Below are 12,291 nucleotides of genomic sequence, written 5' to 3'. Positions count from 1 at the left end.
GGTGATCAGTGACCCATGCCCAATCCGCCGTCAACCGGGATGACGGCTCCAGTGATGTACGAGGCGTCGTCCGAGGCGAGGAACTTCACCGCGGCGGCGATCTCCTCGGGCTGCGCGTAACGGCCGAGCGGCACCTGCGCCATGATGTTCGACCGCTGGTCGTCGGTCAGCGCCTTGGTCATGTCGGTGTCGACGAAACCGGGCGCGACGACGTTGAAAGTGAGGTTGCGCGACCCGAGCTCACGGGCGAGCGAGCGCGCGAAGCCGACCAGGCCGGCCTTGGAGGCGGCGTAGTTCGCCTGCCCCGGGCCGCCCATCAGGCCGACGACGGAGGAGATCAGTACGACGCGGCCCTTCTTGGCGCGGAGCATGCCGCGGTTGGCGCGCTTCACGACACGGAAGGTGCCGGTGAGGTTGGTGTCGAGGACGGACGTGAAGTCCTCCTCGGACATCCGCATGAGGAGCTGGTCCTTGGTGATCCCGGCGTTGGCCACCAGGATCTCCACCGGACCGTGCTTCTCCTCGATCTCCTTGTAGGCCTGCTCCACCTGCTCGGTGTCGGTGATGTCGCACTTGACGGCGAGAACTCCGAGCTCAGTGAGGTCCTGGGGCGGTTCACCCGAGCGGTAGGTGATCGCGACCTTGTCGCCGGTGTCGGCGAAGACGCGGGCGATGGCGAGGCCGATGCCCCGGTTTCCTCCGGTGACGAGAACCGAGCGGCTCAACGGATCACCCTTTCGATAGCGGTCTGGTACCTCGAAAACCTATCGGTACGGTGCTCCATACGGAGAATCGACGACCGACAGTGGCTCACCGGACTCACTGTCGGGTCCCTACAGAAAGCAGGGAGACATCCGTGCCTCATTCCATCGATGAAGCGTTCACGGCGCTGCCGCTCAGGGCCCTCGCCGACGCCGCCCTCGCCCGCGCGCGGGCCCTGGGCGCGGACCACGCGGACTTCCGCGTGGAGCGGGTGCGCAGCGCGTCCTGGCGGCTGCGGGACGCCAAGCCGTCCGGCACCTCGGACACCACGGACCTCGGCTACGCGGTCCGTGTCGTGCACGGCGGCACGTGGGGATTCGCCTCGGGCGTCGATCTGACGATGGACGCGGCGGCCAAGGTCGCGTCCCAGGCCGTGGCGATGGCGAAGCTTTCGGCCAAAGTCATCAAGGCGGCGGGGTCCAAGGAGCGGGTCGAGCTCGCCGACGAGCCCGTGCACGCGGACCGGACCTGGGTCTCCTCGTACGAGATCGATCCCTTCTCCGTGCCGGACGAGGAGAAGAGCGGTCTCCTTGCCGAGTGGAGCTCCCGACTCCTGGCCGCCGACGGCGTCTCGCACGTCGACGCCTCGCTGCTCACCGTGCACGAGAACAAGTTCTACGCGGACACGGCGGGGACGGTGACCACGCAGCAGCGGGTCCGCCTCCACCCGCAGCTCACCGCGGTCGCGGTCGACGCGACGAGCGGCGAGTTCGACTCGATGCGGACCATCGCGCCGCCGGTCGGGCGCGGCTGGGAGTACCTCACGGGCACCGGCTGGGACTGGGACGCCGAGCTGGCCCGCATCCCCGAGCACCTCGCCGAGAAGATGCGGGCGCCGAGCGTGGAGGCGGGCACGTACGACCTGGTCGTCGATCCCTCCAACCTCTGGCTGACGATCCACGAGTCCATCGGCCACGCCACCGAGCTGGACCGCGCGCTCGGATACGAAGCGGCGTACGCGGGGACGTCGTTCGCCACCTTCGACCAGCTCGGCAAGCTCGCGTACGGCTCGTCGATCATGAACGTGACAGGCGACAGGACCGCCGAGCACGGCCTGTCGACCATCGGGTACGACGACGAGGGCGTGGCCGCGCAGTCCTGGGACCTGGTGAAGGACGGCACCCTGGTCGGCTACCAGCTGGACCGGCGGATCGCGAAGCTCACCGGCTTCGAGCGGTCCAACGGCTGCGCGTACGCGGACTCCCCCGGGCACGTCCCGGTGCAGCGCATGGCGAACGTGTCTCTACAGCCCGATCCGGGCGGGCTCTCCACGGAGGACCTGATCGGGGGCGTCGACCGCGGTATCTACGTGGTCGGTGACCGTTCCTGGTCGATCGACATGCAGAGGTACAACTTCCAGTTCACACAGCAGAGGGCATACCTCATCCGGAACGGCCGCCTTGCAGGGCAGCTCCGGGATGTTGCCTATCAGGGAATCACCCCTGAGTTCTGGGGCTCCATGGACAAGGTCGGAGGACCCCAGACGTACGTACTAGGAGGGGCTTTCAACTGCGGAAAGGCCCAACCTGGACAGGTTGCCGCTGTGTCTCACGGATGCCCGTCCGCACTGTTTCGAGGTGTGAACATCCTGAACGCTTCGGCCGAGTCTGGGCGCCCTTGATCGAACAGCCCAGGCAGGCCAGAAGTCTCCACCAGGTCGACACCCGATCACAGCGAACCGACTAACCAACGTCGGCCCAATCATCGATGTCGCTCTCTGTGGGTGTCAGCTGAGGCGGGACGATCAGCCCCTTAAAGGGAGACAGCTTCAGCCCCAGCCGGTTATGCATGGTCCGGGCGCCTCGCTCCATAGCCCTGCGAACGAGGTGCCCGTACACCAACTCAGTCGTTCTTGTGCTGCGGTGTCCCACCCATGCAGCGATCTCGAACATCGGGATGTCAGCGTGGATGGCTTCCGAGACGAAGAAGTGACGGAAGCTCTTGGGCGTGTACTGCGGAGTACCTGCCGACTTGGCTGCCGCCTTGAACTGAGCCAGGAACCAGTCATAGGACGGGTGCCGATCGTTCCGACGCGGTGACTCGAAGAACCAGCCGCGATCTCCCCACGTTCCAAATGCATCGACGTGATCGTTGAAGACCTGCACGATGGATTCGGGCACGGGAGTCTTACGTGCTTCGTCGAAGGTCCGGTGTTTGGTGCCTCGCTTGACCCCTCGCCGGTAGCCAGAGATCTCCTGACATCCGAACGCTGACACCTGGTGGTCGACTGCGAGAACCCCCGCCTCCCAGTCCATCGACTCGTCGGCGATTGCCAGACTCTCGCCAGCCCGGGTTCCCGTACCTGCCATGGCCCAGAGCCCTGCCCTAACCAGCTTTGGAGCCTCTGCAATGATCCCCATCACCTCGGACATGGATGGGATGTCATCGTCCGTGACGGGGGTGGCCATCGTGTTCCCTCGTTTCTTTCGAGGGTTCGCCTTCTTGCACGGATTCCGACCGATGATCTCGGCATTCACCGCATAGTTGAAGACAGAGGAGAGGATGTTGCTCCGAACGGAAATCCCGTTCGCCGCGTAGCCCCGCTCCTTCTGGTCCACCTCCCACTCGTTGATCATTTCTGGATTGATGCTGGCGACGGCCCGACTTCCGAATGGTCCGTGGTAGTGGTTCTTGTACACGCTCGCGTAGTTGGCCTTTGAGGACTCTTCCAGAGTCCCGGCACTGACCCACTCTTCCCAAACGCTCGTGAACGTCCTCTGACCAGCCTTGGGATTGATGTACGTCCCTAAGTCCTTGTCCCGTTCAACCTTTACCGCGAACGCTTCCGCGTCCTCCAGCTTCTTGAAGCTGACCTGACGCGGCTTGCCCGACCTGCCTCCCGGCTCTCGGTAGGTCACTCGGTACGGCTTGTGCGGGCACGTCGGTTTCTTGCGCCGGGGGCACGAGCAGTCAACTTTCTTGATGGTTGCCACGCATGTTCACCCTCTTCATGTTGATGGGTTAGTGATGCATCGCGAACCTAGCCACCCTGCATACGGGCGTCAACCCAGTTGTGTAGGTCGCGAGTTCGGAATCGGACATGCTTGCCGACCTTCAGGTACGGGATGCCCCAACGTCGGTACGAATCCATCAGGACTCGCTTGGTGACCCCCAGTTCGGAGGCCACCTCTTCCGGGGTCATGAGCAAGTTGCTACCGCCCCTCACTGCCACTCCTCCCCGTCTTCCCGAGCCTCTGAGTGGAGCCGCCTGGCCTGTGCGACGTCTTCAGCGATGCCCGCCGCCACCTCAGCCTCAGCCAGAGAGTGACCAGAGCCGACGTAGCGCCAAGCCGAGTCCGTGACTGCGCCGTCGGGTACGCCTACACCCCCGCTTTGGTGCTCCGCCCGCTCCGTGCGTAGCGCTCCGTAAGTGGTGGAGTAGCGGCGGGATTTGGTGAGGACGTGCCCCCTGTAGCCAAGCGTGTGCGTCCAGGAGCGCAGGTTGAGGCTCTTCAGTTCGGGCAGGTCGCCCAGGCGCCAGCAGACGCCCATGAGGGCGCGTAAGTGAGCGTTGACCGGCGCGAGCCGGATGCTCTCGGGATCGGTTATGCGGTAGTCGATGCCGCCCGAGTCGCCGACCGACTTGGAAACATACTTGGCGACGTAGGCCGCAACGGCGCTATCTGTCACCGCGGATTCCGTGAACGCGTCGCTCCGGATCGGATGCACGTCGAGCTGCCTCCCCCAACCGATGACCCGCTCCCCCGTGGCTGGCGAGTAGGGCGTGTGGACTTCCACCAAGGCCGCAGCCGACTTCACCGCTTGCTCTAGGAGTTGCGCCGTTACCCAGTCCGGGGGTGAAGAATCGGGTCCGCCCGGTCCGTCCAGGCGGATGACCGCATGGAAGTGAACGGCCCCGCGTTTCTGGTATTCGGCGACCTTCGCGAACGACATTGTCAGGTGTTCTTTGAAGGCTGTCTGTGTAACGCCCGCCGCACTGGCCAAATGCCGTCTGACCATGTGGCAAAAGCGGTTCCATAGGATGCCGGCGGATGCGTGCCAGAGTGAATGCCCAACGTAGTCGTAGCAGTCCCGGCACAGCGGCTGACCAACCATCACATCGGTGTCTGCGTGTTGCTGTCCGCAGCCCATCGGCCGCCCGTGCTCGCAGGCGCCGCCACCGCGCCGAGGATGGCAGTACGTGCCCGAGAGGCCGCTCACGCGGTGCACGGCGCCGAAGGAGGGAGCGGTCAGGGTGACGAAGAGCCGGGGGTGTAGTCGGACCCGTGCAGGGGTTCCCTTGCCGCCGAGGAGGCCGGAGCGGACCAAGTGGAACGTGTCGCCCGCATGCAGGTAGGAACACGGCTGGCAGCGGGATTCACGGCGGTTGCGGCAGCGCACCGGGATCCGACCGCCAGGCTCATCGGACGTGTCGTAATGGCGTAGCAGGACGCCAGTTGCGCCATCCACCACGGTCATACGGCCGGACAGATAAATGGGGTGTGCGCAGCCGCCGATGGATTCAATCTGGTCGAGCCATCGGGCGAATCCCGGCTCTTGCACGAGCCGGATGAAGTCTTGCTCTGTGAACGAAAGAAGGCGCAGACGCTCAGCCTCATTCAAGACCGAGCGCCGCGCCTTTACGGTTACCGGATACACAGGGAGGCCCCCTTTCGCGCGGGAAGGGTGTAGCGGTCATGGCAACTCCTGAATTCAACTCATCTTTTCTCGTCTTGACTGATCTCAACTACGGCTATTCTCGACTCTGAAAGTATGTGTGATTTATGAGTGCAGAATCTCGGTCGCGCCTATCCTTCGCGGATGTCTGCCGCACTATCCGAGTCAGCCGAAGAAGGAATCCCCGATAAATCGGAACGTCCACCAGACGGGATATCCCATGGGGGTCATAGCGAGGAGAAACCCCGCCATGACCATCAGGAAAGCCTGATACCAGCGGACCTCACGGGAGCGCGCGACCATGACCGTAAACAGGAACAGGAATGCATCGATGACGTAGATGGTGGACTGCGTCATACCGCTCCCCCTCCTTTCTGGAGTGCATCCGGCCGCGACAGGAACGGATGCGCCGGACCGCGCGTGCGGGCAACCTCTTCCACCTCTTGTGGGGTGACCTGATGCGAGCGGGCGCGCGTCCAGCGGCCCCCGGTGGCGACCACGGCGACGCCTTGCTCGTCTTCGGAGATCGTCTGCGCGACGATCACGGCATCGGCGTTGAGGTCCCCCAGCGTCATCTCTGCCGAGGCTTCGTCATGCGCGCGGTGCGCGATCCGGCCGCCGAGCTGGGCGCGCAGCGAGGTGACCCGAGGCCCCAGATCGGAGCCGACGCGTTGCCCGGCAAGCACCAGGTGCACGCCGAGCGCGGCACCGAGTTGGGCCAGGCGCAGCAGCAGCGTGCCGCACTGCTCGGACTCCTCACGACCCCCACGGGAGCCGTCGTTAAGGTACAGCTCTGCCAGCTCATCGACGATCACGACGACCGGCACCGGCCGGATGGCTGCGGGCAGGGGCCAGATGGAGCGCACCCCCTCTGCCCGGCACAGCCGCATCCGATCTTGGATCTCTACGACCATCCGTTCCAACAGGGCGATGGCTTGTGCCCGGTCGATGGCCAGCGCCTCGAAGCGCCCGCCGAACGGGCCCAGTTCCATGCCGCCCTTGCAGTCGATGCCGACCAGGGCGACCCGTTGCGGCGACAGGCCTTTGATCAGCGCCGCCAGGAGCGAGGACTTACCGCTCTGGGTGGCGCCGGTGATCAGCCAGTGAGGCACCCGGCGCAGGTCGATCAGCCAGGCTTCGCCGTCCTCCACGCGGCCGACGTCCGCCGACAGCAGTGCCGCAGCGACCCCGTGCCCGGCAGGGCGGTCCCCGGTCAGCGGATCCAGCGCGGTCACGCGGACCAGGACCTGACCCCGGCGGGGCGAGGTGACCCGCACCCCGTGCACCCGCCAGGCGTGTTCCATGGCCCGTGCCGCCTCCAGGTAGGGCGCCGGAGTCTGCCCGGGATGCATCGCCACCCGGACCAGGAGCCCGTTGCGTGTCGGCGTGGGCCAGCCCAGACGCGGGGGCTTGGGCCGCAGCGCTTGGCCCTGCACCACGGTGTCGCGCCCAAGGACCCGTTGGTTCGAGCGGTTGCTCACGGACATGTTGTTCAGCAGGCACAGCCGCCGCCACGTCCACCACATGCGCAACACGACGCGGGGATACCCGGTCAGCCACCAGCGCAGCGGCCAGGCGTTGACGTCGACTCCACGGGCCAGCAGCCGGGGTTCCCACCACCGTTGGGTGAGCACGCCGGTGATCAGCAGGGCGGAGAGAATCCAGACGATCAAAGAGCCCGGCATCAGCTCCTGCCCTCCATCCAGGCCAGCAGCCAACGCCCCCGCATCATGGCCGCCTCGGCGTGCACGGCCACCATGCTCAACAGGTACTTGGTCGTCGCTGTGTCATCGGCGACGCCGATCAGCGTCTCAGCACCGGAGAGCACCTTGAGATCGCGCAGCAGCCGCACGAGCACCACTTGATCGCTCTCCGGTCCGTTGCCGTCGGATGCCTGCGTGTCGCCGCAAGGTCCGGCCAGCTCGCGCATCTCACGGGCCATCCGCTCCGCCTCTTCAGCGATCACCCCGGCGCATGGAGTGGTGCAGGCGTAGACCTTCGCCTCTTCCGCATCGGGGGCGGTGCCAACCGCCACGTGATCCACGGGCGCGCGCAGGAAGTCCGCGCCGCACACCACACAGGCCGCGCCGTCCGCCTGCGCCGCCGACAGGTGCCAGAAATCCATCATCAGGACTCACCCCCCGACGACTTGCCCCGCGCCGCCGACGACGGAGCAGGAGCGCCACCAGGAGCAGCCGGACCCGTCACCGCCGTGATCGCGTCCGCCCGGTACGAGGTGCCGCTCCGGCCGTCCACCGACCACGCGTTCGCCACTAAGTTCGTGATCGTGACTTCCGCACCGGCCGTGATGCCCTGTGGCTGGATACCGGAGACCACCACGTCGATGGCCTCCACCTTGCGCCCCTGTGCAGGCACCACCGAAACGCTGGTGACCCACTGGAGGTTGCCCTCGCGGTCCCGGCGCTGCTCGCCCTCCGGGTTGAGGCGAGGTTCAGGTGCGATGGAGCACCGCATCGGTCCCAGTCGTGCCGTATCTATCGGCATGGTCTGCATGTCGTCACTGCCTCTCCACTGATTCACTCGGTTCACCACTCATCCGGATGAGTGGATGAACCATCGTCATTCCCTGTGCAGTCATGCGTCAACCACTTATGCTCATGAGTGGAGAAGTAGCCCACTAGCACACGGCACTGACAGCGAGCCCAGCCCGAACCGTCCGGCCGTCCACCTGACCCGTAGGAGCGAGCTCATGACAGCCCGAAGGCACGTCCAGCGACCGGAACCGATGTACATGGCCGTCGCTCGCGACCTGGCCAACGAGATCAAGGAAGGTCGCTACGAGGCAGGACAGCTCCTGCCGTCGGAGAACGAACTGGTGGAGATGTTCGGGGTTGGCAAGGCCACAGTCCGCCAGGCCGTAGCCGAGCTGCGCGGCATGGGCCTGGTCTACTCCCGCCAGGGAAAAGGCGTGATCGTCCGCGAGCGGGACAGCGCCGCCAGGAGCCTGCGCATCGACCGATCCATCCAGCGCGCGGGCAAGGGCTGGCAGATGCCGGACATGGCCGAGGTGGAGCCGCCCGCCGTATCCCGGATCACCCTGGACGGCATGCCCGCAGCGCTTCTTGAGCAGGCCGACCAGGACGCCATCAGCGTGGACCGCCTCTTGCACGACCCCGAGAGCGGAGCCCGGATGGCCCACCGGATGATCATCCCAATGGCGACCGCCGCCGACACCCCCTCACTGGCCAAGGTGCCCACCGCCCCCGTCAGTGATCTCTACCGCCAGCTCTCCGACACCGGGCACGCCCTTTCCTTCACCGAGGAGGTCACCGCACGCACTCCCTTCCCTGACGAGCGGAGCACCCTGCAACTCGTCCCGGACGCGAGCCCGCTACTGATCACCTACCGCATCACCAGCGACGCCGACAGCGGCCGTCCGCTCCTGTGTGAGGAACTGCGCGCCCCCGCCGCGACATGCCGTTTCTCGTTCCCCGTGACGCCGACGAAGGCAGCCGCCAAGCGGGCCCCGCGCAGCCGCCCCGCATCGGAGTAACTTCGCTTTACTTGCTCAAGGGCGCGCCTACGGCGCGCCGGGCAGCACCGCCCGCACCGACCGGGCATGCGGCCTTCGGCCGGTCCCGTCCGGACGGCCGGACCGCCCGGCACCACACCCCGAGCAGTAGCAAAGCCCCCGCGGAACCACCATGGGGGCCCTTTCGTCTGCCCTGACCATCACCGGGAGACCACCGGTCACCGCCAAGCCTTCGCCGCCCCACCATCGCGGATCAACTGCCATCGAGTGAGCGGCCGTTCCAACCGCGCAGATCGCTCCGGGACGTACTGAGTTCCTTGATCAAGATGGGTGGGTGCGGTGGCCGGCCACGGGCCCGGGGGCCCTTTTGGCAGGCCCCCTTCGCTCAACCCACAAGCATGGGCAGCGTGGTTGAGGCCGGGACGTGGTGCAGCGAGCCAGGTCCGGTCAGACGTCTGCGTCGCGCCGCAGGGGGCTGACTTTCGGTGGTGCGGGCCCACGCCCCGAAACCAGATCAAGGGGTGATCCGTGAGACTGCGGGCGGCTCCACCTCGGCCGTGCCCGGCACCTGCCAGACCTTGCCCGCGTGTCTTCCGCTGGACCTGCTGCGAACGGGCGCGGTTAGCGAACGCCCTTGGCCTTCTGCTCTCTGGCTCGGCCGACCGCGAGCGTGCGCTGGATGTCGCTCCTCATCTGGCGCGCCTTCCGGCATGACTCTGCCGCAGTGGCGCGCATGTCCGACGCTCGGTCGACGGCCGCTTGCGCTTCCTGGCACATCCACTCGGCCGTTTGCCGCAAGAGATCCTGCTCCGTCCGGTCCACATTCATCTGCCCCGCCGCACCACGATCAGCCTCAGGGTCCGTTCACGCGAAGGCACGCATAGATCGCGATCGCATGGGCCCGTCCTGACGCTGGACTCAGCACCGCTTGGGCGCCCGCATGACACGACGCCTCACCCGTCAGATCCCTTCTCTTGCTGCCGCAGCACCCAGGACGGCCACACACGCACTGCCTGGGCTGAAGACGCACGGGAACCGTCGATAATCTCTCGGGCGAGAACCGGCAGAGACTGCCGACTGGAGATCGACTGCGCATACATCATCTCAAGGGCCTGTTCAGGAGTACCGCCCGTGAACTGAGAGAGCATTCCTTTTGCCTGCTCAACCACAATCTTCTGACCAAGTTCGTGCTGCAAACCGCGTACCTGATCGTGGACGTCTTCCAGGAAGTGCCGGTTCGCGAAGCCGACGGCCGCGAGATCAACAAGGGCCCGGCCAAGGCTGAGGTCCCTCGCAATCAAAGGCCTCTCTTGCAGTGGCAGCAATCGCACCACCCCAAGGACCGCGCCTTGGTGACGCAGCTCCAGCGCTACCTCCGAGCTGCTGAGGGTGTCGTCTACGCACGCCCCCTCACCAGTCGCATCCACAAAAGCCATCTGGCCCGCGCCCGCTGGCCCGTGCAGGGTGACACGAACTCTGCTGACAGGCAGGAGTATCAAGCACGCTTCAGCAAGCTTGAGTATCCCTTCAGACTCCTCCACCAGAGAGACCGTGCTGAGATCGGCGCACACCTCAGCCACAAGCTGTGAACGCTCCCCTTTGATCACCACCACACCTACCAACGCGTTGTGAGAATCTGCCGAAGAGTCTGGCAGGGTCCGGGAACAGATACCAAGCTCATCCCCGGACACGGCCTCAAACCACCGCATGAGCGCGGACTCTCGCCAGGAGCCTGACTACTAGCCCCTGTTGCAGTCCCGCGCATGCTCCCGTGCGGCGAACATGGCAGGCCCCGCACCCGTGATCCGGATCGGCCGTCGGCACCCCTCACAACGGATGTAGTTCCCCTGCACCGTCACCCGCTTGTCCTTCCGGTTTCGCCACTCGCGTGCCATGTCGTCATCCCCTTCGGTCCGTTGACCGGCCCCAGGCGCTCAGCTCGCCCGGCGCTCCTCCGCTAACGCGCCCAGCACCTGAGCCATCTTCCTGGCCCCCTCAGGGCGTATCCAGACCACCGACTCACCATTGATGCCCGTGTGCGGGATCGCCCCCACAAGGTGGCTGTCGATACCCAGCGCTGCGGCAGCTTCGTTCACTTCGGTCGCAGCCTCTTCCGCAGCACACCAGGCAGCGACGTAGTCCACGTCAGCCACCCACACCGCGTCATCCGGCTCCCCGCCGTAGTTCGCTCCCCGTTGACTCACCATCGCGTGCCCTCGCTCCTCACTACGGCATATGCCGCCGTCGCAACTGCAACTAACTACGTTGCAGGTGGCCTGAGTTCGGTCCGCTCAGGCCTACGGACCCCCGGAAATCCTTAGTCTGCTACAGACCGTGATGTTTCTGAATGCCAATCACACAAATATTCCGACCCCACATGCGACAACTTGCCCCCAGGCCGCACGCCCCACGCCCACCATCCACCCCACCAGGTCTGGTCGCAGCAACACCCGCCAGGTCAAGGCAAGTTGAAAAGTCCATGTTCGCGCCTGCGACAGATCACCGAGAGCCCACATTGAGCCAGGCATACGAGCGACCCCCTCCCTGCCGACACAGAGAGGGGGCCACATTCCTACGAGGTCACAGCCGCTGACCGTCAGTACAGGTACGACCCGACGACCCAGCCGACATAACCGCCCGGCAGACCACCCGCCGAGCCGTTGCTCAGGACCACCCGGTACCAGGACTGACCTCCGCTGTCCTGCTTCTTGCCTATCAGCTTCATCCGGTCGCCCGTATAGAGCTGCCCCAGGACCCCGTAGCCGGTACCCGGCCCCGTGCGCACCCGCAGCCCGTTGACCGTGGCCCGCACGTGCTCACCCCGCGTCAGCCGCCCGTCGGCAAGGCCGTTGTCGACCTTAGGCGGGGCCACAGCGGCACCACTGGAGCCGTTCGGCCCCGGAAGGGGCATCGCGGACGCCCCCGCCACGCCGACCGTTCCCAACGCCAGCACCGCCGCACCAGCAACGACCAGCGCACGCAGACCCTTGGTTCCCATCATCTGACTGCCTCTCAGTTCGCAAGATGATGAGCGGCCACCATCGACGTGCACCGGTTGACCACTCATCCGAATGAGTGACCAGAATGAGGCAGCCCCAGGCGTAAGGTCAACCACTTATCCGAATGAGTTGCTCTGCGGCGCAGTAAGCCGCTCTCCAGCCACGGCCGCCGACGATCAACAGAGTGAGGTCCAGGCGCCTTTGTGGCCCTACCGGCCGAACCCCTCACGGCCGTACGCTTTGGCATAGTCCGTGGGATGACTGATGCCGTCAGCGCGGCAATGGCGTACCGGCGACCTTATGGGCCCGGGGTGGGCCCCTCCGCCAGCGGCTGCAACAGCGGGACATGTACCCGCCACATGGCACCGCGAGCAACGGCAGCAGCTCCATTCCGAGGCCCCCTCCTTGCAGCTACGCCTA

At 65.8% G+C, this 12,291-nt stretch carries 13 protein-coding genes; 2 read left to right on the top strand and 11 right to left on the bottom strand.

All coding sequences use genetic code 11. The features are described 5' to 3' along the window. Nucleotides 1-5: 5 nt before the first annotated feature. Complete coding sequence (gene fabG, locus ACFUPX_RS26500) at nucleotides 6-725, bottom strand: 3-oxoacyl-[acyl-carrier-protein] reductase (RefSeq protein WP_383327548.1); 720 nt, start codon at nucleotides 723-725, stop codon at nucleotides 6-8. 131 nt (nucleotides 726-856) lie between these two features. Here fabG and ACFUPX_RS26495 point away from each other — a divergent pair, with 131 nt between their 5' ends. Further along, nucleotides 857-2,383, top strand: a complete 1,527-nt coding sequence (locus ACFUPX_RS26495) for a TldD/PmbA family protein (RefSeq protein WP_383327545.1) — start codon at nucleotides 857-859, stop codon at nucleotides 2,381-2,383. Between the two features lie 61 nt (nucleotides 2,384-2,444). Here ACFUPX_RS26495 and ACFUPX_RS26490 read toward each other — a convergent pair whose 3' ends face one another. From ACFUPX_RS26490 to ACFUPX_RS26460, 7 genes are all read right to left on the bottom strand, one after another. Beyond that, entirely contained in the window at nucleotides 2,445-3,695 is a 1,251-nt protein-coding gene (locus tag ACFUPX_RS26490) for a tyrosine-type recombinase/integrase (RefSeq protein WP_383327541.1), read from the bottom strand. Between the two features lie 47 nt (nucleotides 3,696-3,742). Continuing rightward, nucleotides 3,743-3,904, bottom strand: a complete 162-nt coding sequence (locus ACFUPX_RS26485) for a helix-turn-helix domain-containing protein (RefSeq protein WP_383327538.1) — start codon at nucleotides 3,902-3,904, stop codon at nucleotides 3,743-3,745. Between the two features lie 20 nt (nucleotides 3,905-3,924). Then, nucleotides 3,925-5,361: a replication initiator gene (locus tag ACFUPX_RS26480; protein ID WP_383327535.1), complete on the bottom strand. Its 1,437-nt coding sequence runs from the start codon at nucleotides 5,359-5,361 to the stop codon at nucleotides 3,925-3,927. 183 nt (nucleotides 5,362-5,544) lie between these two features. After that, nucleotides 5,545-5,736, bottom strand: coding sequence for a hypothetical protein (locus ACFUPX_RS26475; RefSeq protein ID WP_383327532.1), 192 nt, complete (start codon nucleotides 5,734-5,736; stop codon nucleotides 5,545-5,547). After that, nucleotides 5,733-7,064: an FtsK/SpoIIIE domain-containing protein gene (locus tag ACFUPX_RS26470; RefSeq protein WP_383327628.1), complete on the bottom strand. Its 1,332-nt coding sequence runs from the start codon at nucleotides 7,062-7,064 to the stop codon at nucleotides 5,733-5,735. Before ACFUPX_RS26470 ends, ACFUPX_RS26475 begins: the two co-directional genes overlap by 4 nt. Further along, entirely contained in the window at nucleotides 7,064-7,507 is a 444-nt protein-coding gene (locus tag ACFUPX_RS26465; RefSeq protein WP_383327529.1) for a hypothetical protein, read from the bottom strand. The genes ACFUPX_RS26470 and ACFUPX_RS26465 overlap by 1 nt, the downstream gene beginning before the upstream one ends. Next, the gene (locus tag ACFUPX_RS26460; RefSeq protein ID WP_383327526.1) at nucleotides 7,507-7,893 is read right to left on the bottom strand and encodes a hypothetical protein; all 387 of its coding nucleotides are present in this window, start codon (nucleotides 7,891-7,893) and stop codon (nucleotides 7,507-7,509) included. Before ACFUPX_RS26460 ends, ACFUPX_RS26465 begins: the two co-directional genes overlap by 1 nt. A gap of 196 nt (nucleotides 7,894-8,089) precedes the next feature. On the opposite strand from ACFUPX_RS26460, the gene ACFUPX_RS26455 reads away from it, so the two are divergent. Beyond that, nucleotides 8,090-8,893 (top strand): GntR family transcriptional regulator, encoded by an 804-nt coding sequence (locus tag ACFUPX_RS26455; RefSeq protein ID WP_383327523.1) that lies wholly within the window; start codon nucleotides 8,090-8,092, stop codon nucleotides 8,891-8,893. A 932-nt stretch (nucleotides 8,894-9,825) separates the two neighbouring features. On the opposite strand, the gene ACFUPX_RS26450 is transcribed toward ACFUPX_RS26455, so the two are convergent. The 3 genes from ACFUPX_RS26450 to ACFUPX_RS26440 all read right to left on the bottom strand — a co-directional run bounded on the left by ACFUPX_RS26450 (nucleotide 9,826) and on the right by ACFUPX_RS26440 (nucleotide 11,873). Continuing rightward, a complete protein-coding gene (locus ACFUPX_RS26450) occupies nucleotides 9,826-10,479 on the bottom strand; it encodes an ANTAR domain-containing protein (protein ID WP_383327520.1) in 654 nt (217 codons plus the stop codon). A 327-nt stretch (nucleotides 10,480-10,806) separates the two neighbouring features. Next, nucleotides 10,807-11,016, bottom strand: a complete 210-nt coding sequence (locus ACFUPX_RS26445; RefSeq protein ID WP_383327517.1) for a hypothetical protein — start codon at nucleotides 11,014-11,016, stop codon at nucleotides 10,807-10,809. Between the two features lie 452 nt (nucleotides 11,017-11,468). Further along, on the bottom strand, nucleotides 11,469-11,873 hold the full coding sequence (locus tag ACFUPX_RS26440) for an SH3 domain-containing protein (protein ID WP_383327515.1): 405 nt from the start codon (nucleotides 11,871-11,873) through the stop codon (nucleotides 11,469-11,471). Between the last annotated feature and the right edge of the window lie 418 nt (nucleotides 11,874-12,291).

It is taken from the genome of Streptomyces sp. NPDC057302 (genome assembly GCF_042667685.1).
GTDB lineage: Bacteria > Actinomycetota > Actinomycetes > Streptomycetales > Streptomycetaceae > Streptomyces.
This window is presented reverse-complemented; position numbering and strand designations above follow the sequence as displayed.

Excerpts from the sequence above, each read along its gene's own strand:
- ACFUPX_RS26485 (WP_383327538.1), bottom strand. The coding sequence starts at position 3,904 with ATGACCCCGGAAGAGGTGGCCTCCGAACTGGGGGTCACCAAGCGAGTC.
- ACFUPX_RS26475 (WP_383327532.1), bottom strand. The coding sequence starts at position 5,736 with ATGACGCAGTCCACCATCTACGTCATCGATGCATTCCTGTTCCTGTTT.
- ACFUPX_RS26470 (WP_383327628.1), bottom strand. The coding sequence starts at position 7,064 with ATGCCGGGCTCTTTGATCGTCTGGATTCTCTCCGCCCTGCTGATCACC.
- ACFUPX_RS26465 (WP_383327529.1), bottom strand. The coding sequence starts at position 7,507 with ATGATGGATTTCTGGCACCTGTCGGCGGCGCAGGCGGACGGCGCGGCC.
- ACFUPX_RS26460 (WP_383327526.1), bottom strand. The coding sequence starts at position 7,893 with ATGCAGACCATGCCGATAGATACGGCACGACTGGGACCGATGCGGTGC.
- ACFUPX_RS26455 (WP_383327523.1), top strand. The coding sequence starts at position 8,090 with ATGACAGCCCGAAGGCACGTCCAGCGACCGGAACCGATGTACATGGCC.
- ACFUPX_RS26440 (WP_383327515.1), bottom strand. The coding sequence starts at position 11,873 with ATGATGGGAACCAAGGGTCTGCGTGCGCTGGTCGTTGCTGGTGCGGCG.